This is a genomic window from Rhodococcus sp. T7 (assembly GCF_009872365.1).
GTDB lineage: Bacteria > Actinomycetota > Actinomycetes > Mycobacteriales > Mycobacteriaceae > Rhodococcus_F.
Map to the genome: position 1 here is coordinate 12,554 of NZ_WXYH01000371.1, position 24,688 is coordinate 37,241.

The following is a 24,688-nucleotide window of genomic DNA, read 5'->3' on the forward strand; positions in this document are numbered from 1 at the left end:
TCACCAGACTCACCTGTGTCGGCGCTCTTCTCGGGAGCATCCGCAACCGCGGAGTGCCAAAACAGCAAGTCCCGGCCTCCCCGGGCGAGCAGAACGGGGCGAAGCCGTGCCATTAATCTGTCCGGACCGGCCACTGCTCGTTGACGTTGTATCGAGATGGGACATGCAACGGCACACAGGGACGACATCCTGATGGTGCACATGGCCGCGGCAACAGGCAATGGAGTCAGGAAGGCTGCCAACGAATATGAATTTCGAATTCAACGAGGAGCAGGACCGGTTTCGTGAAGACCTACGACATTTCTTGAACGACGAGCTGACCGACGAGTGGCGGGGTATCTACGGTTCTAATGCCCATGCCACCGTGCAGCTCACCCGAGACATCTGCGTGGCGCTCGCCGAGCGGGGTTGGTTGACGCTGTCGTGGCCGAAAGAATACGGCGGCAGCGACGGGGACCTCTGGTCGCAGATGGTGCTCCGCGAGGAGATGTGGGCGCACGGTGAACCACGTGGACCCCAGTACATGAATCTGAACTACATCGGTCCGATGATCATGCGGTTCGGTAGCGAGGAACAAAAGCAGCGGTTCCTCCCACCGATGGCCGCGGGGTCGGTGATCTGGACCCAGGGGTTCTCCGAGCCGGGGGCCGGGTCGGATCTCGCGTCGTTGCGGACGCGAGCCGAGGACAAGGATGACCATTTTGTCGTCAACGGTCAGAAGATCTGGAACAGCTACGCGAACTCACCGGCGGACTGGTGCCTGCTGCTGGTTCGCAGCAACACCGAGGAGAAGAAACACAGGGGGATCTCGGTTCTGCTGGTCGACATGACAACTCCGGGTATCACGGTACGACCGATCCGGAGTATGGGTGGCTTCGGCGAGATCAATGAGATCTTCTTCGAAGACGTCGTGGTCCCGAAGGAGAATCTGCTGGGCCCGCAGGACGGTGGCTGGCCGCTCATCACGTACGGGTTGTCATTCGAGCGGACCGGTATCGCAACGCACGGACGCGCCCTGCGCACCATCGAGCAACTCATCGATTACGTTCGTACGACCGAGCGTGATGGGCGCCGACTCTGCGACGATCCGGAGATCCGCACCAAGATCGCCGACCTGTACTGCCGTTACCGGGCCGCGCGGCTCATCAGCTATCGCGTGACGTCGATGGTCGAGGCCGGCAAGGAACCCGTTGCCGAGGCCTCGATGGCCTGGATACATGGCGGCCAGGCCACCCAGGAGGCAGCCCGGGTTGGAATGGAGATCGTCGGGTGGAACGGGTTACTCCGGGAAGGTGAGTCCGACGCCCCGATCGGCGGCGCGATGGAACGTGAGTGGATCGAGATGATCCCGATGTCGATCGGGGCCGGGACCGTCGACATACAGCGCCTGATTGTCGCTCAACGCGGCCTCGGGCTTCCGAAAGCAGGCTGAGACATGGATCTGAATCTTGACCGTGAGCAGGAAGACCTGGTCGACACGGCGCGACGGTTTCTGGCACAGAGGTTTCCCCTGACCGAGGTCGATGGGGAGATGGCCCATCATCACGACCATGAAGAACTGTTGCGTCAGGTCGCCGAGCTGGGATGGCCGGCCCTCGCTGTTCCATCCGAGCATGGTGGCGCCGACGGCACCCTCGTGGAGCTCGCGCTCCTGGCCGAAGAGCTCGGACGGGCGGGTCTCACGTGCTCGATGACGGCGTCGACGGCCTTGGTGGCGTTGCCGTTGGTGGCCGCGGATGACGCACGGTATGCGCAGACACTGTCCGGGATCTGCGAGGGAGCGATCGTGGCGACCATGCCGCTGCTCCGCGAAGGCGTCGCCGACGAGTGGTCCGAGCATGCCGCGGTGGGCGTGCGCGACGGGGAGGGATGGGTGCTCAGAGGCGCCTACACACTCGTTCCGTTCGCCGAGCAAGCGCACGTGTTCCTCGTCGATGCCGAACTCGCGGACCGTGGGCGATCGTTGGTGCTTGTCCCCGCCGATCGGGTCGCCGTTCGCCCACAGTCGGTGATCGGGGGGGAGCCGAGGGCGGCCGTCGTCTTCGACGGTGTCCGGGTCACCGCTGATGAGGTTGTCGACGTCGATCCGTCGCGGGTCCCGGGTGTCGTGGAGCGGGCTCTGCTCACGGCCACGGTGCTGCAGTGCGCCCACGCCGTCGGTGCGTGTGAGGCGGCACTGCAGCTGTCGGTGAAATGGGCCATCGATCGCGAGCAGTTCGGCCGCCAGATCGGATCGTTTCAGTCGGTCAGCAATCGGTGCGCCGACATGCGGCTGGGGATTGACGCCGCGCGCCTGTTGACCTGGGAGGCCGCATGGTCGCTGGCGGAACACCGATCGGAGGCGGCCGAGTTCGTGTCGGTGGCGAAGGCGTATTTGACCGACATCGGTGACATGGTCGTCTTCAACTCGCACCAGGTGCACGGCGCGATGGGTTTTTCCACCGAGTACCCGTTGCACGTGTTCACCAGATCCATCAAAGCGTTCCGCGTGACACTGGGGTCCGGGGCAAGTCACCTCGAGCGGGTCGCGGCGGCCATCGGCCTCTGATATCGCGGACCCGCGGGGCGGGGTCAGGTGCCGGTGAGTCGAGCCTTCGAGTTGTCCCAGCTCAGTGGCTCGTCCACCGGTTCGATCCGGATGATCACCTGATCCGCATAATGGGTGCGCATCGCCGCGGGGAGGGACTCGTCGGCCGGCCTGAATGCCGCATACCGGTCGGCAAGGGCCGCGGCTGCCCGGGCCGCTTCATCACCGGGTGCGAGGGTCCTTCCGCGGGCGGCAAACCCGACCGCAGCGAGTTCCGTCCAGGCATTGCCACGCTCGACCATGAACCAGCATCGGTCGTCCCGCTCGAGCCGTTTGACCTTCGCGGCCCCGGATGGTGACGCCACGTAGATGACTCCGTCGATCGGAGCGAACCACACGGGCAGGGTGACGGGACACCCGTCTCGCCGAAGGGTGGTCAAAATTCCGGTGTGGCCCTGTTCCACGAATGCACTACGTTCCGCGGCGTCCATTCCCAGTCCCATTCCTCAACCCCTCGTCGATGCTTGGTGATCCGCATTCGATCCTGCCCTCCCCCAGTCCGCCTGCACGTCGCGAATCGCGACACCGCACCCGCAGCACGGATTCCGAGCGCGAGCAGCGAAAACAGCTCTTCACAGGCACTCACCCACAATTGACGGAGCTCCATGAAATCCGCCGTCATCGACGCGGGCCGGCCCCATCCGGAAGGGGTAGGAACGTCGCGACGTCGACGACATGATCGTCGAACGTCTTTCCCGGACCGGGCGAACGGGCATCCTCACCCCGGCCACGCACTCGGAGCTCATGGCGGACGACTGCTCCCGACGAGGCCGATCAATCTCGCGAACACGGGCCACCATTACGCACTTCAGACGATGTGCGAGGGCGGCGCCGTGACCAACACCCGCTCATCGAGCACCGAACGTCTCCGGACTTTGGTGCTACCCAGGGCGGCGCCTGGTGATCTCCCGCCTTTTCCGCGACGCCGGGCTCACGTGGGACCTGCATCAGAATTCTCGCCGAAGCGGAGCCGACCGGCAATCTGGTCCTGCCTCGACGGTCGACATTGCCGATACATCATCTGTCGCGCGTGCGCCGCCATGTATGCGTGGACCGGTTCGATCGGCATCTTGGGTGAACAATGCCGAATTCCCCCGCGACACCGTGGTGTGGTGGGTGACGGACGCCCGACTTCGGTGGCGGCCCCCACGGCACGTGTTGTAGCCCTAACCTTCGCGCCGATTTGCAGGCCACGAAGATCAGGATCGGTTCAGGGCTGCGAACGTATCGAGGTCGACCACGGCCTGCGCCATCCGCGAGATGTTGAGGAGAGCGACCTCGTCGGACTGCATTTTCGGCTGAATGGCGCTACGCCCCAGGGTCGTCAGCCAGAAAGTCAGTCCGTGCAACAATTGCTGGCGATAGGACAACCAGACATCCTTCGGGTCGTGCGGTCGTCCCGAAATCTGTGACAGCCGGTCGGCATAGCGGTCGACCAGGTCACGCTCCCACGTCTGTCGGTCCGCAGGCTCGAGCGATGACATGAGCGCGTACCCCACATCGCGAGTTCCGTTTCCGCGCGAGTATGCCGACCAGTCGAATAGACCCATGCGGTTGTCCGGCAGACGGTACCAGTTGCCGGCGTGGACGTCCGAGTGCACCAGCCCGCGGGGAACCTGATCGTCGAGCGACAGGGAATGCATGAATTCACTGTGGAGGATGTCTCGCCGTTGCATCAGCTCTGCAGGCACGTGGTCGGCCGCGCGGTCGAGCCCGACCACGGCCCGTCGCTCCCAATCGACAAACGCATTGAGAACTTCCTGAACGTCGATCGTGCGCATCACCCAGCGCAGGTCATCGGAGAATCGTGGACTGTCGAGGAACGCGCCGTGCACTTCGGCCAACGTGTCCACAACACCCTCGGCCTGCGCTCGGGTGAGCGGTTTGCGACAGTCGCCGAACGTCAGACCCTCGATGCGGTCCATGTCCTCGATCAAGAGGATGGATCGTCCGGAACGACGGTCGGCAGCGCCGTAGTATCCGACCGGCGCCAGGATGTTCGTTCTCGGTTTGATGTCGCGGTAGAACCGCACCTCTCCGGTGGCGCCGCCGTTCGCCCCGACGTGCAATCTGGTCACAAACGTCGAGGTCGATTTCACGAACACCGTCGCCGGGAGCCGGTCGACCTCGGCGGAGGGTCCTGCGTAGTGAGGAGTGAGGCGACCGCGGCAGGTGGTGCCGTCGCTGACGGTCTCGTGGTCGGCCGATACCACCCGGACAGAGGTCTTCGAGCACAGCGCTGCCGTCAGCCACTCAGGCGTGAGCGAGTCCGCGAACGGCGGCACCACGTCGAGGGTCGTCGGCCGGGGTCTGGTGACACGATCAACGAGATATCCGCGTCCCACTCGCAGCATCTGCCGACCGAGATCGAGTCGAGATATTGTCGCGCTCATACCTTCTCCTTGAAAATCTTGTCCAGTGGAGCATCGCGCCCACCGAGGTTCACCGTGGTCTCGATCGGCGACACATGAGCCAGGTCGAGCGTGACCCAGGGCAGTATCATCTCGGCGTCGCGCCCCTCTGCCAGCCGAAAGATCGCCGCAGCGACACACGCGGGTTTGCCCACGGACTCGGGATGGCCGTGAAGCTCATGTGGGCCTGGCCAGGATACCGCCGCCGCCGTCGTGCAGGGATCCGAGGAACGCCGGCACCCGGTGCAGACAGGAGCAACGAAGCGAAGCTTTTCGGCTCCGTCGTCGACCACCGTCTCGAGACCACCGGTCCGGTAGATGGGCTCATGAGCACCGGACCGATCGCCCGCGGGAGGTCCCCATGGGCGATGGGTTCCCTTGAACCGCCCTTCGGCCGCCCGGACCATGTCGACATCGATCCACTGGTGATCGCCGGTAACGGCGAACTGGTCGGCACCCCCCGTGATCTCGACCAGTCGCTGGTGCCGAGTCCTGGTCGACCGCGGCCGGCAACTCGGGCAAACCAGCGACGGCTTTCACGGATGTTCATTCTCGGGTGGTGCACTCTCAGGTCGAGGTGGGTGGGCCACGGATCTGGTCCAACAGCGCACCGATACGTGCGGCTCTCGCTCACTTTTGAGTCTCGAAGACCGATCGCAGCGAGGCCGGCGGCGTGAATCGGCGACCGTAGGTTGCCGAGAGTTCTTCGGCGCGGGTGATGAATCCGTCCACCCCGCCGTCGTAGCCTTGGACGTACTGCATCACGCCACCGGTCCATGCCGGGAAGGCGATGCCGATCAATGATCCGACATTCGCGTCGACGACCGAGGTGAGCACTCCCTCATCGAAACACTTCGCCGCCTCGATGGCCTCGGTGAACAGCAGACGCTCGATGAGATCGTTCATCGAGGGGTGTGGACCGGGGCCCTCGAAATGTTCCTCGAGGCCTGGCCACAGGTTCGTGCGGCGTCCGTCGACGAAATCGTAGAACCCGGCACCGGTCGAACGACCACAACGCCCGTAGTCGTCGATGAGCCGGATCAGCACCGGCTCCGAGGGATGCGGCTGCCACGGCAGCCCCGCAGCCTCGGCCGACGCCTTCGCTTCGTCGAGCACCTTCCGCGGCAGCGTGATGGTGACCTCGTCCAGGAACTGCAGGATTCCGACGGCGTACCCGGCCTGTTGGCTGGCTCGTTCGATGCTGACCGCCGGAATACCCTCACCGATCATCGTCAGCGCCTCGTTCATCCGGGATGTGATCACCCGGCTGGTGAAGAAGCCGCGACTGTCGTTGACGACGATGGGGGTCTTCTTCAATTGCAGGCCGAGGTCGAATGCCCGCGCGAGGCTTTCCTGGCTGGTCTTCTTGCCAATGATGATTTCCACCAATGGCATTCGATCGACCGGGGAGAAGAAGTGCATTCCGATGAACTCGGGTTGGCGTTCGACCCCGGTGGCGAGTTCGGTGATCGGGAGGGTGGAGGTGTTGGATACCAGCAAGGCGTTGGGGACGTGGGGCTCGATCCTGCGGAACAGATCCTGTTTGACCTTCGTGTCCTCGACCACGGCCTCGATGACGGCCTGCGCGCCCGACAGGTCCTCATCGCGGGTGATGACCCGGATTCGGTCGACCAGTGCGGCCGCGTCCTCGGCGGACATCGTACCGCGGTCGACGGCCTTCTCGACCAACAGCCGAGAGTAATCCTTGCCACGCTCGGCCGCCGCTTCGTCGACGTCCAGCAGGAGAACATCCATACCGGCGGCCGCGCCCTGATACGCCAGTCCGGCGCCCATCATGCCCGCCCCGATGATCGCGAGGGTGGTGACGGGCGGGGCGGCTGGCAGGTCGGGACGGGCGGCGCCGCCACGAACCGCCTTGAGGTCGAAGAAGTTGGCTTTGATCATGTTCTTCGCCACCTGACCGACAACGAGTTCGGTGAAGTAGCGGGTTTCGACCTCCATGGCTGCGTCGAATCCGATGCGCGCGCCCTCGGTGGCCGCCGCGACGATCGCCCGCGGCGCCGGGTAGTTCGCCCCCTTGACCTTGCGGTGCACCGCCAATGTCAGCAGGCCGGCGACCGTGTCGGTCGGCTCGCCGGGAATCTTGTACCCCTTGACATCCCACGGCTGTGACGCATCCCCGGGGTGCGCCCTGATCCAGGCGGTGGCTGCTGCGATCAGCTCGCTCGGTGAATCGACGACCTCGTCGACGATCCCGATTGCGAGGGCCTTGTCGGCGTTCACCGTGGAGCCGTTCAGCAATAGCTGCTCGACAGCGGTGCGGAGTCCGAGGAGGCGGACCGCGCGGACGATCCCCCCGCCGCCGGGCAAGAGTCCCATGGTCACCTCGGGGAAACCGACAACCGTGCGCGGCGTGCGAACCGCGATCCGGTGGTGGCAGGCCAGCGCGATTTCGAGCCCCCCGCCGAGTGCGCTGCCATTGAGGGCGGCCACGACCGGAACTCCGGCAGTCTCGAGACGGCGCAGCAGCGCCTTGGTTCGCCGCACGCCGGCGGCGAAGTCGATCGCCGAATCCGCAGTGACCTGTCGGATTGCGTCGAGGTCGCCGCCGGCGAAGAACGTGCGTTTCGCCGATGTCAAGATGACGCCTGCGACCGTGTCCTTCTCGGCCGCCAGACGGTCGAGTACTGATTCGAGGTCCTTCTCGAAATCAGGGGTCAGCATGTTGGCCGTCGAACCCGGTGTGTCCATCGTCAAGACGACGACGCCGTCCGCGTTCTTCGACCAGATAATCGTGGCCGTGGCGAGGTCGTCAGGGGCCTGGGTGGTTGTCATCGTTGTCCTCACACTCGTTCGATCAGGGTCGCGATGCCCATGCCGCCGCCAATGCACAGGGTCACCAGGGCGCGCTGCTGGTCGCGCCGTTCCAATTCGTCGATGACCGTGCTGACGAGCATCGCGCCGGTGGCTCCCAGAGGGTGGCCCATCGCGATTGCGCCGCCGTTGACGTTGAGTTTCTCGGCGGGGATTTTCAGGTCGGCCTGGTACTTGAGCACCACCGACGCGAATGCCTCGTTGAGCTCGAAGAGATCGATGTCGTCGGTCGTCAGACCCGTCTGTGCCAGCAGCTTCTCGGTCGCGGGAGTCGGTCCGGTCAGCATCAGTGTCGGGTCTGCGCCGGACACCGCGGCGTGCGCGATACGGGCGCGGGGTTCGAGGCCGAGGCGGGCGCCGGCGGCTTCACTGCCGACGACCACCAGCGCGGCGCCGTCGACGATGCCGGACGAGTTCGCGGCCGTGTGCACGTGATCGATCTTCTCCACCCAGTGGAATTTTTGGAGGGCCGCTTCATCGAATCCGGCGGCTCCCATCGCGACGAACGACGGCGGCAACTCGGCGAGACTCTCCACGGTGCTGGTCGGGCGGACGAGTTGATCATGATCGAGCAGTACCGTTCCGAAGCTGTCGACAACCGGAACGATCGACCGGCCGAAATAACCCGCGGACCAGGCATGGGCGGCGCGCCGATGCGATTCCACCGCGTAGGCGTCGACGTCGTCGCGGGTGAATCCGGCCATGGTGGCGATCAGGTCGGCGCTCACCCCCTGGGGTCCGAGGTGGTTGTCGTACATCGTGGCGGGGTCTGCGTAGAGCGCGCCGCCGTCGCTTCCCATCGGTACCCGCGACATGGACTCGACACCGCCGGCCAATACGACCTGATCCCATCCAGATCGGATCTTCTGGCCCGCCATGTTCACCGCCTCGAGGCCCGATGAGCAGAACCGGTTGATCTGCACACCGGCCACCTGGTCGGGAAGACCGGCGGAGATGGCAGCAGTCTTGGCGAGGTCTGCACCCTGCTCGGACACCGGGGAGACCACTCCGAGGACGAGATCATCGATCTCCGCAGGATCCAGCGTCGGGTTCCGCTTCAGAGTTTCCGTGATCAGGTCTGTGATGAGTTGTATCGGACGCACCGAATGCAGCGCGCCGTTCTGCCGACCACGGCCACGGGGGGTCCTGATCGCGTCGTAGATATATGCTTCCGTCACCGTCAACCAGCCGTCCTCGTTGGGGGGATTACCCCTAGGACGCTACGAAACGCCTGGTCACCGGCAAAGCTCCTGTTGCAGACTGCGACACCATCATCATCCGGGTCGAAGCATGTCTCATTGCGCGACTGGACAGTTCTGCCTCTGGATGTCTGTACCTCGCGATGCACGCGACCGTCATCGCACGCCACCTGCCGATCTCGGGGCGACCCTCACGGTGCCTCGACCACGGCCGAACCTGCCCGTTCCCTTGACCGCGTCCAACGGGCAGCCTGCTCGTTCGCCGAACGGTCTCCACGTTCGTGGCCGATTCGGTCGTCATTGCTACCGGAGGCGTCACGCACCGGCGAGGTGGTGCAGGACTTGCGGATGCGCTGGGCGAGAGCGGAGTTCTCGGGTCTGGGAATGTGGAATACGGTGCCGGCGCCGACCTGGATGAGCTCGCGATTGCCCTCGAGAAGATGGCGGCCGACGATCGCCCGGAACGGGAGTGATGCTGCCTCAGAGAGCGTCTGAAAACTCAGTGCGGGTCAGCGTGTGACGGGTGCGGAATGGGTGAACTCCTGATAGGTCAGTGAGTGTCTACGTCACGACCCGACCAGGAGTTCACTTGCCATCATCGCCCCATTGCGCTGTGCGTCATGCCACACCCCCGATGAGGCGCTGGCGCACCGCCGTGCGGCGTACCCGACCTCGTCTACCACCGACGCGCAGTGGCCGATCCTCGAGCCGCTGCTCCCGCCTCCCGGAAGCACGCGCGGAAAGGGGTGGGCGAATAATACTGCCGTCGTCTGGTACTCGACGCGATCTTCGATGTGGTGCGCGGCGGGATCGCCTGGCGGCAGCCGCCGGCAGAGTTCCCGCCCGCCACGGCGATCTACTCGATCTGCACCCGCTGGGTTCGTGTGTCCATGGTGGACGCGGCCCGGTGCCCTCGGCCGCGATCATCGACTCCCAGTCGGTGCAGTGCACGGCACATCGCGGTGGACTCGAACGGGTTGCTGCTGGCGGTCGTGGTGACGATGGCCAGGGTCCTCGGCCGGGACGGCGCGTTCCGATTACCGGCGGGCCTGCCTGCCCGCTTCTCGACGATCAGTCCGGCGCCATGCCGCGATAGTCGACGAGGTAGATGTGGGCCGACAGCGGCGACGCTGCAAGGCCGATCGATTGGACGAAAAAAGTTCTGTCGCTAACTATTCAGGTCGTCAAGCACACCGACGACGCCTGGGGATTCACGGTTCTGCCCCGCAGGTCGGTGGTCGAGAGGACGTTCGCGTGGATCTGCAAACACCGCCGCTGCGCCCCGACGGCGCAGAAGACTCCCAGGGTGTCCCCCATGCGCGCCTTGCGGGCGAAGCACTATGCGGGTCCCCATAGTCAGGTGCCCGCTTACGCCCCCATCGGCTGGGACGATGGCGTCGACGTCGTCAGGGAATTGAACATGTCCGCGCACGGTGACCGACGCCGTGGTCGCCAGTCCCGAAAATCCCAGGATTGTGGCGGGGTCTGAGATGTGGGCGCAGTAGACCCGGAGCGGTCGGAGGTCGCTTGCTTGCGTGGCCCACGGCGGTGGATCTGGTCCTCCTCACGGACGTCGGCCTGGACGAACGGCGCCGAACCGGTGTGTGGCCTCGGCGGCATGGGCAGATGGGGCGTCGAACACAACGACTCTCACGTCGCCAGCGATCAGTGCTTCGGTCGCGGCCGGACGCTCGCCCGTCGCGATCGCCGAAACTCCGGGTGGTTTCACGCATCGTCTCCTGAGACCGGAGTGCGCAGGCCGAGCGAGCCGGCGAGTCGCGAACGTCGCACATGGATGTTTTCGAGCATCGATTCATCGGCACGGGCACGACGGAAGTAGAGGTGGGCGTCGTGTTCCCAGGTGAACCCGATGCCACCGAGGAGCCGTAGGCCGACCGTGGTCGCTGTCACGGCGGCCGGTGCGACGAAACATTGCAGGGCGTCGACCGCGTGCGTCCGTTCTGCAGGGCGCTCGAACACGGCGAGCGCGTGGTCGTGAAGTGCGACGGCTTGTTCCCAGTGGCAGTAGATCTGCGCGAGTTGGTGCTTGACCGCCTGGAACGATCCGGCCTTGCGGCCGAATGCCTCTCGGTCGAGCAGATATGCGACATCATCGCGCAGCACCCGGTCGATGATGCCGATCTGCTCAGAGGCGAGCAGCAGTGCCGCGAGGTCGCCGGCCCTGGCCAGCAGGTCGCCGCCGTCCTGGACAAACGGTGCGGTCGCGGCGTTCACGGCCACCCGACCGACCGGACGGGTGAGATCGATGGATCGCAGCTCTTTCACGGCGACCGCGCGATCGTCAGTGCGAATGATCGCCAGACCGGATGCGCTCTCGGAGGTGACACCGACAAGCAGGATGTCGGCGTCGAGAACGTCCGGGACTCGAAGCGCAGCCGCATCCAGCACGACCGATGACGGCCCAGTTCGTTCGACTGCGATCGGCGCCTTGAGCGTGGCGAAATCGAGCGCCACCTTCGCTTCGCCCGCGGCGATCGCGGCGGCGGCATCAGCCTGGCCAGAGGCGGCCAAGGCATCGCTACCCACGAGGGTCGGGAGGAACGGGCCGACCGTCAGTGCTGCGCCGAGTTCCCCGATCGCCACCGCGGCGACGCCGGGTGGGGCACCGGCTCCCCCGAGTGTCTCCGGGATGAGAAGGCCTTGCACGCCGATCTCACGGGCTGCGCGAGTCCAGGTGGCGGAGCTGTCGACGCCGCCCGCGGCGATGACCTGGCGGACGTGTTCTCGTGGCGCCCGAGCGGCCAGGAAGTCACGGACGGCTTCGCGGAACGCGTCCAGGTCGTCCTGGCCTGCGATTGACACCGTGGCGGTCATGCCGCGCCCTCCTTGGTTGTGGGTTTCGTTCGGAACGGCAACTTGGTGTCACTTGCCGGCTCGCGGGGTAATCCGAGCAGCCGTTCGGCGATGATCGACAGCTGGATCTCGTTGGTACCGCCACCGATTGCCAAAGCCGGGGTGAAGAGCACATCCGCGGCAAGCTCATCGGCGGCGTCCCCGGCGACGACGTCACCATTGTCCAGTTCCGCTGCCAGCACGCCACCGCGGAGGAGCAGTTCGCCTTGCAGGAGCTTGCCGACCGAACCGCGTGCGCCGGGGTCGACGCCCCGCAGGACATCGCGTGTGATTCGGTCGTTGAACAGGCGTAGTGACTGTTCGAGAAGATAGAAGTCGACGAGCGCCTGCTGTGCGGAGGGCTCGGCGAGGATGCCGCTGGATTCGGCGGCTGCCTTCAAACCCGCGAACGACAATGGACCGCTGCTTCCGCCTGCGGTTCCACCCCCGCTCGTGACCGCCAACCGCTCGTGGGTGAGTAACACGCGCGCGGTGTCCCAGCCGCGGTCGACCTCGCCGACGACCGCGTCCAGTGGGACGTGGACGTCGTCGAAGAACACCTCGTTGAAATGGGCGACACCGGTCATGTCCACCAACGGTTGCACCGTGACGCCGGGTGCCTGCATGTCGACGACGAGCATGGTCAAGCCACGGTGCTTCGGCACGTCAGGGTTGGTGCGGACGAGAATCATTCCCCAATCGCTCACCTCGGCGCCCGTTGTCCAGACCTTCTGGCCGTTGACGATGAAGTGGTCGCCGTCGACAACCGCCCGCGTCAGCAGACTGGCCACATCCGACCCGGCCGCCGGCTCGGAGAAGAGTTGGCACCAGATCTCGGAGCCGTCGAGCATCGGCCGGATGAACCGGCGCTTCTGTTCATCGGTCCCCACACTGAGTATGGTCGGTGCGCACATCCCGAGGCCGATATCGAAGACGACCAGCGGAAGAATGTGATTCGACGCTTCTTCCTCGAAGGCGCGGCGTTCTGCTGCTGTTCGCCCCTGGCCGCCGAACGCCACCGGCCAGTCGATTCCGGCGAAACCGGCCTCGAACATCGCCCGGCGGAACTCCCGCGCGACCCTCAGGTACTCGGGGTCTTTGCGGGATGGGATGGTGGCAGGGGCGTGAGACGCCAACCAGTCCCGGGCCCGCAGCCGGAACTGGTGAATGGTTTCTTGCTCGCTCATGCGGAACTCCTCGACAGGATCAGGGGTGGGACGACAGGCGATCGGAGATCGACCGGACAGTCAGAGGTCGGCAGCTCGGCGAGGCCTTGGCAGCCCAGATGGCCCTGCCCCGGCCGACGAGTCGGGTCCGCGCGCGTGTCAGATCGCGGTGAACTGGGTGTTCGCGGCGAACCGATGCGCCATCCAGCAGAATCCTTTCTGCCTCGGTGCCCGATGGCGGGTCGCGGCGACAGGAATGCCGTACCGGAGCGGCCGGGCATCGACGCCTTCGGCCGGCGGCATATCGCGCACGAAATATGTCAGACCGACATGCTTGGAGACCGAGGTATCGGTACGGGCGAACGGTAACGCCCACCGTGCACCATGCGCACGTGACATCGAGACCTTCTGACCGGTGACGATCCACCGATCGCTTTCTCGGACCAGGCTCCTTGTCGGCGAGGTCGGATTCGGTGCCGGGTTCGCTGGGCAGCTGGCGCCAGATCTCCTCGCCCGTCCACAGAGACTGCAGCCACCGCTTCTGCTGTCCGCGGCCGGCGAATGTAAGCGGAGTCGGAGTCGGAGTCGACATCGCCAGCCCGATCCGGTTTCGGGGCCCGGCGAAGGGACGGCACACCCGCCGCTTCGACCCGCGACACTCCACAATCCCCGGGGCGGAACGAGGCAGTCCGCGTCCGCCGAGTCCATCAGGCCAGGCGGCGGATCCGAACCCGGCGCTGAACCGGGCGCGCAGGAGTGCCGTGGCGTCCACTAATCCGACTGGATGGGGTCGCAGGAATTCATCGACATCGGCATCCAACAAGGCCACGTCGATGACGCCGTCCATGAGTTCGGTCATTCTCCGACGATCCCACGGTGCGGGTAAACCGATGTGTCGCACTCTGCGCCAGTCCGGTTCGCGACGATCTCGGCAGTGGCGCGAAATGACACACCACCATCCGATGCGCACGTGACACCGTCAGTGTGGTTCGTATCACCTCGACCCAAGGATTCAAATGCCCAATCGAACTGCCATCGTGACCGAGCGGCACCCGGGATCAGTGCGAGTATCACAAGGCGTTTGGCCGAGAACCGCACGGTCGCTGTCCTGGACCTCGACAGTGGCGCCGCCGACAAGACCGCCGCAATGAGCGACCTATACAGACCGCGCAGCCAAGATGCGTCTCATCGACGTCTCAAGGCGGCAGCCGCGGCAATCACGGGTGTCGCCAAGGACCGGGCCGCCCCGACAATTCTCCCCCATAACGCGGCGCAGTCCCGCCGCGACTGCCGCGTCAACGTCAACGTCAACGTCGAGACGACGGCTCTGCTCCCGTGCCAGCGTGGCAAGGGCCGTCCGATCCCACTGTTCGTGACGATTATCCGTCAGGTTCGTCGACCGGGCCAAGACCTCCTCGGCCCTGCGCGTCTCTACGGTGAGATCTCTCAGGCGGTGGGGCACGCATCCGCGCGATCGGCGTCCCGAACAACGGCGGCACGTGCCGCCGCGACACTGTCTGTCTGAATATCCGAACAAATACATTGGCTCAGTTGAAGAAGAGGGTGTGGAGTGGACATCATTAGTGCCATCAAGACGTCGAAAATGAGACCGTACCAATACGTCATCGTTTTCTTGTGCACGTTCTGTTCCGTGATCGACGGCTACGACTTGATTGTCATGGGATACGTTCTCCCGAATCTACCAGCGGGATTCACCACTGCAGATCAGAAGGGGTACCTGATCAGCGCCGGCCTCATCGGCATGGGCGTCGGCGCCGCGATTCTCGCCCCCCTGGCAGACAAGATCGGCCGGAGGCCACTGATCATCATGGGCTTGACCGTCACCACTAGCTTCGTGGCCGCGACGGCGCTGGCGCCGACCGCCGAAGCGATGATGGCCGTCCGGTTCGTCACGGGCATGGGTGTCGGTGCCGTCATGGTCTCGAGTATCGTTCTTGTGCAAGAGTTTTCGCCCGTTTCTCGACGGAACTTCGTCATCGGAGTGCTTGGTGTCGGCGGGCCGGTCGGCGGCATGATCGCGGGATTCGTCGGTTTGTCGTTGACGTCCACTTTCAGCGGTGCGTGGCAGCCCCTGCTCTGGGCGGGGGCGGGGATCAACGTGATCGGCCTCGTGCTCGTCGTGTTCCTGCTTCCTGAATCCCTCTCATTCTTGATGTCCAAGCGGACACCTGCTGCGCAGCGAAAGATCGAAAAGATCATTGCGAGGGTCGGAATCACCGGTGTCGATCCTTCGGCTCCCGCCCCCTCCACCGGGGAAGCTGAGACCGGCGAAGGCAAGCAGCGATTGCTGGGCAGCACGCTCAGAGAGCGATCGATTCTGTTGTGGATCGCATACGGTGGTTTTCTGGCAGCGTTCTACTTCGTCAATACGTGGACGCCTCAGCTCATTTCCGATGCGAGCGGTGACACTCAGGCCGGAGCGCTCGTCGGGACCATTCTCAGCATCGGCCAGATCGGCGGATCTGTTCTATTCGGGTTCGTCGGGCTGAAGGTGCTGGCGACCCGTATCTCCTGGACGGCGCTGCTGGTATCGGTGGTGAGCGTCGTCGGGTTCGCACTCTTACTCGGCAGTACCGGGGCGTTGGTTGTTGTGGTCGTCCTGGGAATCGCGATATATGTCGGTGCCGCATCGTTCGGCGCAATGGCCCCCGGCATGTATCCGCCACTTGCCCGCGCGAAGGGATACGGCATGATGCTGGGAATGGGCAGGATCGGCGCGATCGCCGCCCCGATCGGCGCAGGGTACGGATTGGCGGTACTGGCCCCCACTCAGCTGTATCTCGCGGCGTCGGTACCACTGCTCATCTCTGCGATCTGCTGTTTCCGGATTTGGCAGATCACCCGTGATGAATTCGATCGCGAGCGAGCGAGCGCGAGGCCGGAAGCCACGTCTGTCGTCGCGGAGCTTGAATCCTAAAATTTGCGGAAACCCGTCACGATCGTTCCCCAGCCGGGCGGGCAACCCCGGCTACGACCAGGCGCACGAATCCCGACAGAGGATGCCAAGAATTCCAACGACGGCGACGGAATGGTTGCCTCGTGAAAGTTTCGGCTAGCTGGCCTGGGTCCGACGGCGCGTGCGGCGGTGTGAACTGCCGGCCGGGTGATGCTGGGCAAGTTCAAGCTCCGGCTGGCGCATTGGGGTAAGAATCGTGGCACCGGCACCCCAACAACCGGGTACAACCACGGACTCGACATCCGCGATGTTCCTCGCCTGTGCCCCACTATCGGGTTGAGCCCTTGGGGGGTTCCCTCGGCTAACCGGCGATAGACCTGGACGATCGACCGGGTGGCGCCGAGGTCGGGTCTCCGCTATACCTCACAAACAGGGTATTCGGTTTCGTTATCGGAACGAGGCGTAGCTGATACCCCGCATCATAGAAAAGGCTTCGCGACGTGCGGATCCGTTCCGACGGCTCCGCTGCGTGGGAACGGAAGGAACCGCCAGTGCTGCCCGTAGGACCCTCATCGCCGCCGCCCACCGAGGAGGCCACCCCCGGTGCCGGGGACTGGCGCGAGGCCGCCGCGTGCCGCGGCATCGAATCATCGGTGTTCTTCTCCCCGGACGCCGAACGCGGCCAGGCCCGGACCCGACGCGAATCTCAGGCTCGGCGGATCTGCCAGGACTGCCCCGCACTCAGCCGGTGCCGCGACCACGCCCTGGCCACGGGCGAACCCTACGGAATCTGGGGCGGCATGACCGAAACCGACCGCAGACGACACGCCCAGCGGCTGCGTCGCGGCGAGCACCGGCCCCGCACGCCGCGGCACCCTCGACCGGCGTCCGCCGGCACCGGGGAAGCGGCCTCCCGGCAACTACTCGGGACCAACCCGGCGACCGAAGTCCGGCGGAGTGCACGATGATGCGAACGCGGACGACGTTTCACGAGCAGCTCGAAACGCTGACCGACCGGCTGGCGTCGATGTGTCACCTGGCCGGGGAGGCCATCGACACGGCCACCGACGCCCTCGTGCGGGCCGACCTTCCGCTGGCCGAGCGGGTCTTCGACCTCACCGAGCAGATCGAAGCGTTGCGAGGGCCCTGCGAGGAGCAGGCGCTGGCGCTGCTGGCGCTGCAGGCGCCGGTGGCCCGGGACCTGCGGCAGGTCGTCACCGGGGTGCACCTGGTGACGGATCTGAGCCGGATGGGCGGATTGGCGCAACATGTCGCCGAGAGCGTGCGCCGCCGGCACCCCGACCGCGTCACCTCCGGGGAGGCGGAGGAATTGCTCGCCCGGATGGGGCGGGTGGCGGGCGGGTTGGCCAGAGTCGCCGAACAGGTCCTCCGCACGCATGATCCCGAACTGGCCGCCGAGCTCGGCCGGCGCGACGACGAGCTCGACGACCTGCACCGACGACTGCTCACCCTGATCCAGGACCCCGCCTGGACCGGCAGCATCCCGGCCGCGGTCGATGTGACCCTGCTCGGCCGCTTCTACGAACGTTTCGGCGACCACACCGTCGTGGTCGGACGCCGGGTGGTCTTCCTCGTCACCGGCGAACAGCTGAGCCCGTAGCGGGCACCCTCGGGAGGCTCGGTGGTGGCGTCCGCCGGCAGACCCCCGCGGCGGACCCGAGATGCCCGGCACTAGGCTGCCGTACGCTCGTCGGCAGCACTTGTGACGAGTCGATGCGTGGCATTTCGGTGGGCCGCTGGGCGCGCGTACATTGAGATTCGCGGATCGAGAGAGTAATCGGTAACGGTGAAATGCTCGAGAAGCAGAGATCCGGCCGAGAATGTGAAAGCATTCCCGGCCGAACCCCTGTCTGGGACATGTCCCGTGGACTTCCCGGTGTCAGGCACCCCTTCCCAGGTTGACTCCCTCCACGGCGTACTTGTTGTGTACGTTGGCGTGGCCGTTCTCGTCGGCAAATGCCTGCAGAAGGCCGAGGTTGTGGTGAATCGAGGATGTCGTGTGCTCGACCATCTTTAACCATCGACCGTGAACGGCATGCCCAGCCGATCCACGAACCAGGGCGCCGAGCACCTCGGCGATCTGTGTGACGGTAGCACCGTGAGCCTTCATGTGCGGGCCTGCGCGACGGGCGGTGTCGGTCAGGGCAGACCGGTCGGCCTCCGACGCGGCCGCGTCTGCGGGCCTCGGCGAGCCCGGCGAGGGTGTTCTCCCGTTAACGGCTGGCACAGCAAAAGCAAGGGGGCCCGTCACAACCGGCGGACGCCGCGCAATACCTTCGCGAAGGATATCGACGCACGGAGGCCTTCGCTCAGTCGCGGATGACACCCGCCGAGGTCGACCATCACGGCGTAGACCAGGCCGTGGTCGCGCCGTTCGGCGATCTGGTCGAGAACCTCTGCGGGTGTGCCGACCAGGAAGAAGTCGCGGATCAGTGACACGGGCGCGCGTCGGCCGTAGTCCAGCGCGGTCGCTTCGTCGATGGTCTGGGGGAGGATGTCCTGCGCACCGGAGAACGCCGGGCCCAACGGATGCTCGACACGGTGGTGGGCCCAGGTCTGCGCCGAGGCGGCGAGCGCGAAGGCGCGAACCACGGCCGAGCCGAGGATCTCGTCGACGATCGACCGCGACCGTCCTGTGATGACCCACATCCATCCTGCCGCTTGGACTGCGGACGGGTCGCGACCCGCATCCGACGCCGCGGACCGGACCGCGTCCAGTTTGTCGCGGTACTCGGCCGGGCTGCCCGGAAACGCCGGCAGCCACGCGTCGGCGTACCGGCCGGCCGCCTTCAGCACCCGCGGCCCGTGCGCCCCCATCCACAGCTCCGGCCGCGTGCCGCGGTGCGGTGGCAGCGCAAAGACCGCGTCTCGCAAGGGGAAGAACTCCGAATCCCGGGAGATCGGCTCGCCGTTGGACTCCCACAACGCCCGGATCGTCTCGACAGCTTCCTCGAACCGGGCCACCGGGCGTTTCCAGTCGACACCGTAGGGCTCGTTGTTCTCGCGTTCACCCGGGCCGATCCCGAGAATCGCGCGTCCGCCGCTGAGCAGGTGCAAGGACGCGGCGGCCTGCGCGGTCGCCTGCGACCGGCATCGGTGACCCCGACACCAAGCCGTAGCCGGCTCAATCGGTTCCGGGCCGCCGTGTGCCCGAGCAGGGTCCACGGTTCGTAGTACGCATCCGCGCGTGGAGCGATCCGCGCGCCGCCCGCGTGGGACGGCGTCCACACCGACGAGGGGAACAAGCCGATCAAATGGTCGACGACCCACAGGGAATCGGCGCCGGTAGAGGCAGCAAGGAACTCGGCGTTGCGCCCGGTGAAATCCGGCGCGAAGCGGCAATGGAGACCCGGATCGACTACCCCGGTCCTGAGCCGCACCATCCGCCTCTCCCCACAACTCGAATGCCCCTCTTTCGGTGTTCAAGTCTGGCAGCACGTACCGCTCAACCGCAGCCCCTTCTATGCCGAAGTCCAACTGGGTGTGGTCACCGGAGTAGGCCCCGGCACGACCACTGATCGGCACGAATTCTGGCCCCGGGCTGAAGGATGCCAGTGGTCGCGGTCGGGTGGTGCGGCGTGTCGGCACGAATCTTGGCCCAACCCGGGTTCGGATTTCCTCGTTGGACATGTTTCAGCGAGGGAGGACCGGTGAAGAGATCGGGTTCGCGGATGAAGTTGTTCGAGCAGATCCGCCGTGATCGGCGGGATTCGGATTTGTCGATTCGGGAGTTGGCCCAGCGGCACGGGGTGCACGGCGCACGGTGCGGCAGGCGTTGGCCTCGGCGGTGCCGCCGCCGCGCAAACCGTATCGCCGCCGGGTGCGGCCGGCGATCGACGATTGGGCCGAGCTGGTTGATTCCTGGCTGGTCGCCGACAAGCAGGCACCGCGCAAGCAGCGGCACACCGCGCGGCGGGTGTGGCAGCGGTCGGTGTCCGAGCATGGGGCGACGATGTCGGAAGCGACGGTCACCCGGTATGTCCGCCGCCGCAGCGAGTTGGGGCTGGCTGCGATCGAGGTGACGGTGTCGCAGACGCATCTGCGGTCCTCGCGTATCTGCCCGACGTGCGGGCACGAGCCCACCACTCGCGCCGAGGCCGCGCATCAACGCGCTGACCTCGCCGTGGATTGGCTCCATCTGGATCCGGACCGGTCCGGGCAGCTGACCAGCAGGTACCACTGTCGGCATTGCGAACCCGATCAGCCCGCCGTCGACATTGCCGGCACCATCTGTGGTGACGGCCCCATCCTCACCGGTCCGTCCGCCGCGCGCATGGAGATCGGTTCGCTTCCCGATTCGATTCTCCGATGGCTGACGGATGCCGGCTGGGACACCGCATCCGCACTGCGGTGCCCCGTTCCCTCATCCACGTAGGAACGTCCCTCGAGGTGGACCAGGGAGCGGCAATTTCGGCCCACAGCAACCGACAAGCACCCCGGTGGTTACGTCTCACCTGGTGACGAGGTTCCAGGCTCGAGGTGATCAACCAGGCGCGGATGGCCCGAGCGGCGCGAGGGGTGGAGCGACCGGTTACGTGCGTCGCGCCGGAATTGGTCGTTCTCGATGGTCAGTACGTGCAACGCACGAGCGAACGTTTCGCTGGTCAGGCGGTAGCGGTCCCGTTCGTCTCGCAGCGACTGGTTGGACTTCTGCAAGGTGGCGATCTGCACGCGGAGCTCGACCTCGTTGTCGGGGACGCCGGCGCGGGTTCGTCGCTGCGCGTAGAAAAGATCCTTGAGGTCGGTGTGCTTGTGGGTCAACTTGTTTCGCTTCACCCCGGCTTCTTGCGCGAGGCTGACGATGTCCAGCTTGCCGGACGACCGCAGCGGTGTGCCCGCGAACAATCGCTGCATGGCCGCGGTGATGGCACGCCGGTCGTCGTCATCGGTCAACGTCGGTCTCCTCGCGGTTCGTGGTGCGGGTTTTCTCGTGTTGTGCGACGAGCTTGTTCAGGTGGTCTACGCGTTGTCGGAGGCGTTCGCGCAGCGGCATCGGGGTGGCCGGCTCGACGATTTCTGCGCGGAGTCGGGCGATCTCGGTGCGCAGTGCCGCAATGTGGGTTTCGGTGCGCGCGATGTTCGCGCAGGCCGGATCGCACCGGTCGATCGCCGGGGAGGTCGACCCGCCGGACGGGTGGACGCGGTCCGGGTGGCAGAGCGCTTTGGCGGGATCGTAGTTGCAGGTGAGGATCCGGCGTAATCCGTCGCGGGCTCGCCCGGCGTAGCCGTCGGTGACCGTGGACGCGCGTAGGTGCCCGTACTGCACCGTGAGGTTCCCCCTCTTCTCCGGAGACGTTTCAATCTGGCTCCGGTGAGCTCTGCTTGGATGATATCTGTCTCCTCTAGCTCCGGCCGGACATGGTGGGCGCGTTCGTACTCGTCCGGTGAGAGTCCCGCGAGACCGGCTTGGATCCTGCGTGGGTTGTACCAGGTGTCGATGTACCGGAACAAAGCCGACTCCGCCTCCGCTCTGGTTACGAATATGATTGTGGGCCAATAGATCAACTCGATCTTGAGAGTCGACCACAGATTCTCCGCCAACGCATTGTCGAAGTTGTCCCCGACGCTGCCGGTGGACGGGGCGATGCCGGCGTCCACGAGAGCCGCTGGGTGAACCGCAGCGCCGTATATTGGCAGACCTTGTCGGAGTAAGCCGAATTCCGTTTAACAGCGATTATGCCGGGGTTAAGCCGAGGAATTCAGGGTTGGGCCCGGTCAGCTGCCTGTTTCTGTCGGATTCCTCGGCTTAACGTTTCAGGTTCATAACAGACTGTAGAGGGTTTGCAGTGTGCCCTCGGCGAGGTGGTGTTCGGCGGGGGCGCCGGATGTTGAGGTGGCGCGGCGTTGACGGCGGCGCGAATCATGTCGATGGTGGCGAATGGTAGAAGGTGTTGATGATCGGTACTTTTTGCGCCGAGGAGACGCAGCTCGGCAACACGACCGCACCGATCCTGGTGATCGTAGTATCCATCGCCGCCTCCTGCCCATAGGGGCATCGACACGACACAAACGTAAGCCAGACAACCAATCGTTAAGCCGAAGAAATACTGAGAAACCTTCAGCAGCACAAACGAACTCGCAGTTCCTCGGCTTAACGGCAACCTCGGCATGATCGGAGTCGAAAATAAGTTCCCTGCCGCGGACGTCGCGGGAGAGCAGGGCGTAGTCGAGCGCCGAGAGCACCAGATCGGTGTCCGCGCGCGGCCCGGCGCGCCAGCCGACCACCTTGTTCGAGAACGCGTCGCGCACGCTGGCCAGCCACAGCACCCCCTCTCCGGTCGGGATCCGCGTCAGATCCGCCACCCATTTGCGGTTCGGTGCGGTCGCGGCGGTAGTCACGGTCCAGCAGGTCCGGGGCCGCGATGTGCCGAGGGTTCTGCTTCGTGGACCCACCCTTCCAGCCTTTGCGCAGGTAGGCGCCCCGGCGATCGTTTTCCCGCATGATCCGCTCGACACGTTTGCGGCTGACCCGCACCCCGCGGCGACGTAGCTCCAACCACACCCGCGGGGATCCGTAGGTGCCGGCGAACTTATGGGAGGCGCGGATCTCGTCGGTCAACCCGAGCAGCTCGACGTCCTCCCGTCGCCGCCGAGCGGGCAAGGTCGCCCGTGCCCGCCAGTCGTAGTAGGTCGACGACGCGATACCCAGGACCCGTAGTACGAGACCGACCGGGAAGTCATGAGCATCGATGGACCTCATGACCCCCCTGCGGGTCGGGTCGATCTCGGAAGCGAAAAGCGCACTTGCCGCGCGTAATACGTCGTTGACACGGCGCAGTTCGGCGTTCTCCTTCGCCAGGCGCCGGTTCTCCTCCAGCATCGACGACGACGGAAGATCGTCGTGCTCGCCGTGATCGGCCGCAGCATGGCGGATCCAGGTCCGCAGCGCCTCCGGGTGCACGTTCAGCTGCTCAGCCAGCCGTCGGATCACCGGCCGTGGCTCCGACTCCCGGTACAACCGCACCGCACGCTCCCGCAGCTCCGGCGGATACTTCCTCGTTCCCACAGTGACATCCTCCTCCATCTACCCAGGATCAGACCTGGTTCGGAAGTCTCCGGGAAAACGCGGGAACCTCATTCCAACTCCGTTCAGCGTGCGCCGGTCTGGGTAGTCGAGCGAAGTTGCCCCGGCGATCGACCGGGCACATCCGTCAACGATCAGGAGGTGGGTTCCCGGGGCAGAGAACAGCGCCGGCCCTGCCTTCGACGTGGCGGACCTTGCCGGTGACAGTGATGATGCGATGTTTGCTGGAGAAGGGTTCGGCGTCGTTGATCATCCGGTCCAGCACCCCGGCGACGTGCGGGTGGTCCTCGGGATGTTAGTGGGAGAGCAACAGTTCGGTGGTCGGGATGACCTCACCAGGTGCGTATCCGTGCATCTGTGCGTCGGCCTCGGACCATTTCCACCGTTGCCCGTCCAAGAGAACCGGAAGCCGCCCACCCGTTGCGGCGTGCCGTCGCCGAACACCTGCTCTGCATCCACACCATGGTCCTTAGCGCATCGGCTGCTGGGTGTGAGACCCATTCGGCGGGTCGCCGGTCAGCGGATCGACCGAAAGTACTGTGTGACAGTCAACGCCGCGGGCTAGCACCTAGCTCCGCACTTGCCCGGTGACCAGAAAGGTCACCCGCCGTCCGACCACAACGGTGTGGTCGCCGAAGCGTTCGTAGAAGCGGCCGAGCAGGGCCACATCGACCGCGGCGGTGATGCACCTGACCATTCCGGATCCTGGGGCAGGTCCCACAGTTGCCGGTGCAGGGTATCGAGTTCGTCGTCGCGGCGGTCGAGTTCGGTGGCCAGTCCGGGATCTCGGGTGCGCAGTACCTGTTCGGCCAGGAGCGCCGACTCGCCCGTCCGCCGCCCCATCCGCTGCAGGTGTTCGGCCTCGCCGGTGGCGACGTGGTTCGGGTGCCGGCGGCGCACACTCTCGGCGACATGTTGGGCGAGTCTGCCCATCCGGTGCAGATCCGTCACCAGGTGCACCCCGGTAACGACGCGGCGGCGACGTAGTCGGCCACCAGGAAGAATTACCATTGAGGAGCTGTGCAGGGGATGCGGTCGGCTCAGTTACCAGCGAGTACCTGTTCAGGCGTGCGACTGTTTGAGTCTGGCCAACCGCAACCGCACCGAACCGCCGCAACGATGAATGCCCTCACCGAGTCGTTCTTCCAAGGCCTAAAGCGGGAATGGCTGCACGGACGCAGCTGGACGTCGAAGTCGCAGGCACGGCTGGAGCTGTTCGACTGCCTCTCGTACTTCAATCGGCGTCGCCGTCACTTTCCGTGCGCCCGCCGGTTCCATCCCTCCGCCCTCGGCTACCTCACACCGGTCGAGTTCGAACAACAGCTGAGGGCGTCGTCTACGCTGTCAGTCGCCGCATGAAATCGGGTGTCCACTCCCGAGGGGCAACCTCATGCCCGCGGGGCGGAGTCGACTATGCGATGGGAATGGGTGTAGAGGTTCATGGTGGTGCCGCGGAGGAACCCGATCAGGGTGAGTCCGGTGTCGTGGGCGAGGTCGATCGCCAGCGACGACGGCGCGGACACCGCCGCGAGAATCGGGATCCCGGCCATCACCGCCTTCTGCGCCAACTCGAACGACGCCCGACCACTGACGAGCAGCACCGTCCCGCGCAGCGGCACCCGATCCTGTTCGGTGGCCCACCCGATCAGCTTGTCGACGGCATTGTGCCGGCCGA

General features: G+C 65.5%; 23 protein-coding genes and 6 pseudogenes. 10 read left to right on the forward strand and 19 right to left on the reverse strand.

Features of this window, described 5'->3' with window-relative positions:
• Window positions 1–247 precede the first annotated feature (247 nt).
• Together MLGJGCBP_RS39775 and MLGJGCBP_RS39780 are read left to right on the forward strand one after the other, a co-directional pair.
• Complete coding sequence (locus tag MLGJGCBP_RS39775; RefSeq protein WP_160102773.1) at window positions 248–1,432, forward strand: acyl-CoA dehydrogenase family protein; 1,185 nt, start codon at window positions 248–250, stop codon at window positions 1,430–1,432.
• A gap of 3 nt (window positions 1,433–1,435) precedes the next feature.
• Window positions 1,436–2,548, forward strand: a complete 1,113-nt coding sequence (locus MLGJGCBP_RS39780) for an acyl-CoA dehydrogenase family protein (RefSeq protein ID WP_160102775.1) — start codon at window positions 1,436–1,438, stop codon at window positions 2,546–2,548.
• A gap of 23 nt (window positions 2,549–2,571) precedes the next feature.
• On the opposite strand, the gene MLGJGCBP_RS39785 is transcribed toward MLGJGCBP_RS39780, so the two are convergent.
• The 5 genes from MLGJGCBP_RS39785 to MLGJGCBP_RS39805 form a co-directional block, all read right to left on the reverse strand.
• A complete protein-coding gene (locus tag MLGJGCBP_RS39785; RefSeq protein ID WP_201453325.1) occupies window positions 2,572–3,030 on the reverse strand; it encodes a pyridoxamine 5'-phosphate oxidase family protein in 459 nt (152 codons plus the stop codon).
• A gap of 756 nt (window positions 3,031–3,786) precedes the next feature.
• On the reverse strand, window positions 3,787–4,980 hold the full coding sequence (locus MLGJGCBP_RS39790; RefSeq protein WP_160102777.1) for a phosphotransferase family protein: 1,194 nt from the start codon (window positions 4,978–4,980) through the stop codon (window positions 3,787–3,789).
• Complete coding sequence (locus tag MLGJGCBP_RS39795) at window positions 4,977–5,153, reverse strand: hypothetical protein (protein WP_160102779.1); 177 nt, start codon at window positions 5,151–5,153, stop codon at window positions 4,977–4,979. The genes MLGJGCBP_RS39790 and MLGJGCBP_RS39795 overlap by 4 nt, the downstream gene beginning before the upstream one ends.
• Before the next feature lie 475 nt (window positions 5,154–5,628).
• On the reverse strand, window positions 5,629–7,794 hold the full coding sequence (locus MLGJGCBP_RS39800) for a 3-hydroxyacyl-CoA dehydrogenase NAD-binding domain-containing protein (protein WP_160102781.1): 2,166 nt from the start codon (window positions 7,792–7,794) through the stop codon (window positions 5,629–5,631).
• 8 nt (window positions 7,795–7,802) lie between these two features.
• Window positions 7,803–9,011: an acetyl-CoA C-acetyltransferase gene (locus MLGJGCBP_RS39805; protein WP_160102807.1), complete on the reverse strand. Its 1,209-nt coding sequence runs from the start codon at window positions 9,009–9,011 to the stop codon at window positions 7,803–7,805.
• Window positions 9,012–9,313: 302 nt separating this feature from the next.
• On the opposite strand from MLGJGCBP_RS39805, the gene MLGJGCBP_RS39810 reads away from it, so the two are divergent.
• A complete protein-coding gene (locus MLGJGCBP_RS39810) occupies window positions 9,314–9,505 on the forward strand; it encodes a hypothetical protein (RefSeq protein ID WP_160102783.1) in 192 nt (63 codons plus the stop codon).
• Between the two features lie 324 nt (window positions 9,506–9,829).
• A complete protein-coding gene (locus MLGJGCBP_RS52405) occupies window positions 9,830–10,204 on the forward strand; it encodes a hypothetical protein (RefSeq protein WP_236581639.1) in 375 nt (124 codons plus the stop codon).
• Between the two features lie 4 nt (window positions 10,205–10,208).
• On the opposite strand, the gene MLGJGCBP_RS52410 is transcribed toward MLGJGCBP_RS52405, so the two are convergent.
• The 4 genes from MLGJGCBP_RS52410 to MLGJGCBP_RS39830 all read right to left on the reverse strand — a co-directional run bounded on the left by MLGJGCBP_RS52410 (window position 10,209) and on the right by MLGJGCBP_RS39830 (window position 13,450).
• On the reverse strand, window positions 10,209–10,349 hold the full coding sequence (locus MLGJGCBP_RS52410; RefSeq protein WP_236581640.1) for a hypothetical protein: 141 nt from the start codon (window positions 10,347–10,349) through the stop codon (window positions 10,209–10,211).
• A 408-nt stretch (window positions 10,350–10,757) separates the two neighbouring features.
• Window positions 10,758–11,867 (reverse strand): acyl-CoA dehydrogenase family protein, encoded by a 1,110-nt coding sequence (locus tag MLGJGCBP_RS39820; RefSeq protein WP_160102785.1) that lies wholly within the window; start codon window positions 11,865–11,867, stop codon window positions 10,758–10,760.
• Entirely contained in the window at window positions 11,864–13,072 is a 1,209-nt protein-coding gene (locus tag MLGJGCBP_RS39825; protein WP_160102787.1) for an acyl-CoA dehydrogenase family protein, read from the reverse strand. The genes MLGJGCBP_RS39820 and MLGJGCBP_RS39825 overlap by 4 nt, the downstream gene beginning before the upstream one ends.
• A gap of 138 nt (window positions 13,073–13,210) precedes the next feature.
• A complete protein-coding gene (locus MLGJGCBP_RS39830) occupies window positions 13,211–13,450 on the reverse strand; it encodes a hypothetical protein (protein ID WP_160102789.1) in 240 nt (79 codons plus the stop codon).
• Window positions 13,451–14,132: 682 nt separating this feature from the next.
• Here MLGJGCBP_RS39830 and MLGJGCBP_RS39835 point away from each other — a divergent pair.
• From MLGJGCBP_RS39835 to phoU, 4 genes are all read left to right on the forward strand, one after another.
• The gene (locus tag MLGJGCBP_RS39835; protein WP_160102791.1) at window positions 14,133–14,576 is read left to right on the forward strand and encodes a hypothetical protein; all 444 of its coding nucleotides are present in this window, start codon (window positions 14,133–14,135) and stop codon (window positions 14,574–14,576) included.
• Window positions 14,577–14,654: 78 nt separating this feature from the next.
• Window positions 14,655–15,989, forward strand: a complete 1,335-nt coding sequence (locus tag MLGJGCBP_RS39840; protein ID WP_268960816.1) for an MFS transporter — start codon at window positions 14,655–14,657, stop codon at window positions 15,987–15,989.
• Window positions 15,990–16,519: 530 nt separating this feature from the next.
• Complete coding sequence (locus MLGJGCBP_RS39845; RefSeq protein ID WP_160102795.1) at window positions 16,520–16,936, forward strand: WhiB family transcriptional regulator; 417 nt, start codon at window positions 16,520–16,522, stop codon at window positions 16,934–16,936.
• The gene (phoU, locus tag MLGJGCBP_RS39850; RefSeq protein ID WP_160102797.1) at window positions 16,933–17,589 is read left to right on the forward strand and encodes a phosphate signaling complex protein PhoU; all 657 of its coding nucleotides are present in this window, start codon (window positions 16,933–16,935) and stop codon (window positions 17,587–17,589) included. The genes MLGJGCBP_RS39845 and phoU overlap by 4 nt, the downstream gene beginning before the upstream one ends.
• A gap of 279 nt (window positions 17,590–17,868) precedes the next feature.
• Here the strand turns inward: phoU and MLGJGCBP_RS50850 are convergent, their stop codons facing one another.
• Together MLGJGCBP_RS50850 and MLGJGCBP_RS39855 are read right to left on the reverse strand one after the other, a co-directional pair.
• Window positions 17,869–18,000, reverse strand: a complete 132-nt coding sequence (locus tag MLGJGCBP_RS50850) for a helicase associated domain-containing protein (protein ID WP_201453326.1) — start codon at window positions 17,998–18,000, stop codon at window positions 17,869–17,871.
• Window positions 18,001–18,236: 236 nt separating this feature from the next.
• Window positions 18,237–19,372 (reverse strand): annotated as a pseudogene (locus MLGJGCBP_RS39855) (LLM class flavin-dependent oxidoreductase).
• Between the two features lie 380 nt (window positions 19,373–19,752).
• Here MLGJGCBP_RS39855 and MLGJGCBP_RS52415 point away from each other — a divergent pair.
• Window positions 19,753–20,364, forward strand: a complete 612-nt coding sequence (locus tag MLGJGCBP_RS52415; RefSeq protein ID WP_236581642.1) for a hypothetical protein — start codon at window positions 19,753–19,755, stop codon at window positions 20,362–20,364.
• Window positions 20,365–20,432: 68 nt separating this feature from the next.
• Here the strand turns inward: MLGJGCBP_RS52415 and MLGJGCBP_RS39870 are convergent, their stop codons facing one another.
• The 7 genes and pseudogenes from MLGJGCBP_RS39870 to MLGJGCBP_RS39885 all read right to left on the reverse strand — a co-directional run.
• Window positions 20,433–20,882 carry a hypothetical protein gene (locus MLGJGCBP_RS39870; RefSeq protein WP_160102799.1) on the reverse strand — a complete coding sequence of 150 codons (450 nt, stop codon included), beginning with the start codon at window positions 20,880–20,882 and terminating at the stop codon, window positions 20,433–20,435.
• On the reverse strand, window positions 20,872–21,255 hold the full coding sequence (locus MLGJGCBP_RS52420; protein ID WP_236581644.1) for a hypothetical protein: 384 nt from the start codon (window positions 21,253–21,255) through the stop codon (window positions 20,872–20,874). The genes MLGJGCBP_RS39870 and MLGJGCBP_RS52420 overlap by 11 nt, the downstream gene beginning before the upstream one ends.
• Before the next feature lie 113 nt (window positions 21,256–21,368).
• A pseudogene (locus MLGJGCBP_RS54485) lies at window positions 21,369–21,587 on the reverse strand (IS3 family transposase); the annotation flags it as partial.
• 162 nt (window positions 21,588–21,749) lie between these two features.
• Window positions 21,750–22,445 carry a DDE-type integrase/transposase/recombinase gene (locus MLGJGCBP_RS53885; RefSeq protein ID WP_442972143.1) on the reverse strand — a complete coding sequence of 232 codons (696 nt, stop codon included), beginning with the start codon at window positions 22,443–22,445 and terminating at the stop codon, window positions 21,750–21,752.
• Window positions 22,405–23,013, reverse strand: a pseudogene (locus MLGJGCBP_RS52430) (transposase); the annotation flags it as partial. The gene MLGJGCBP_RS53885 and the pseudogene MLGJGCBP_RS52430, both read right to left, overlap by 41 nt.
• A 181-nt stretch (window positions 23,014–23,194) precedes the next feature.
• A pseudogene (locus MLGJGCBP_RS52435) lies at window positions 23,195–23,472 on the reverse strand (PAS domain-containing protein); the annotation flags it as partial.
• A gap of 109 nt (window positions 23,473–23,581) precedes the next feature.
• Window positions 23,582–23,991, reverse strand: a pseudogene (locus tag MLGJGCBP_RS39885) (phosphate signaling complex PhoU family protein); the annotation flags it as partial.
• Window positions 23,992–24,135: 144 nt separating this feature from the next.
• On the opposite strand from MLGJGCBP_RS39885, the pseudogene MLGJGCBP_RS39890 reads away from it, so the two are divergent.
• Window positions 24,136–24,372 (forward strand): annotated as a pseudogene (locus MLGJGCBP_RS39890) (IS3 family transposase); the annotation flags it as partial.
• A 29-nt stretch (window positions 24,373–24,401) separates the two neighbouring features.
• Here the strand turns inward: MLGJGCBP_RS39890 and MLGJGCBP_RS39895 are convergent.
• On the reverse strand, window positions 24,402–24,688 hold a 287-nt coding region (locus tag MLGJGCBP_RS39895), incomplete at its 5' end, for a formate dehydrogenase accessory sulfurtransferase FdhD (protein ID WP_201453327.1).

Coding starts and splice junctions, on each gene's coding strand:
- MLGJGCBP_RS39775 (WP_160102773.1), top strand. CDS start 248: ATGAATTTCGAATTCAACGAGGAGCAGGACCGGTTTCGTGAAGACCTA.
- MLGJGCBP_RS39780 (WP_160102775.1), top strand. CDS start 1,436: ATGGATCTGAATCTTGACCGTGAGCAGGAAGACCTGGTCGACACGGCG.
- MLGJGCBP_RS39785 (WP_201453325.1), bottom strand. CDS start 3,030: ATGGGACTGGGAATGGACGCCGCGGAACGTAGTGCATTCGTGGAACAG.
- MLGJGCBP_RS39790 (WP_160102777.1), bottom strand. CDS start 4,980: ATGAGCGCGACAATATCTCGACTCGATCTCGGTCGGCAGATGCTGCGA.
- MLGJGCBP_RS39800 (WP_160102781.1), bottom strand. CDS start 7,794: ATGACAACCACCCAGGCCCCTGACGACCTCGCCACGGCCACGATTATC.
- MLGJGCBP_RS52410 (WP_236581640.1), bottom strand. CDS start 10,349: ATGGGGGACACCCTGGGAGTCTTCTGCGCCGTCGGGGCGCAGCGGCGG.
- MLGJGCBP_RS39820 (WP_160102785.1), bottom strand. CDS start 11,867: ATGACCGCCACGGTGTCAATCGCAGGCCAGGACGACCTGGACGCGTTC.
- MLGJGCBP_RS39825 (WP_160102787.1), bottom strand. CDS start 13,072: ATGAGCGAGCAAGAAACCATTCACCAGTTCCGGCTGCGGGCCCGGGAC.
- MLGJGCBP_RS39830 (WP_160102789.1), bottom strand. CDS start 13,450: ATGTCACGTGCGCATGGTGCACGGTGGGCGTTACCGTTCGCCCGTACC.
- MLGJGCBP_RS39840 (WP_268960816.1), top strand. CDS start 14,655: ATGAGACCGTACCAATACGTCATCGTTTTCTTGTGCACGTTCTGTTCC.
- phoU (WP_160102797.1), top strand. CDS start 16,933: ATGATGCGAACGCGGACGACGTTTCACGAGCAGCTCGAAACGCTGACC.
- MLGJGCBP_RS50850 (WP_201453326.1), bottom strand. CDS start 18,000: ATGGTCGAGCACACGACATCCTCGATTCACCACAACCTCGGCCTTCTG.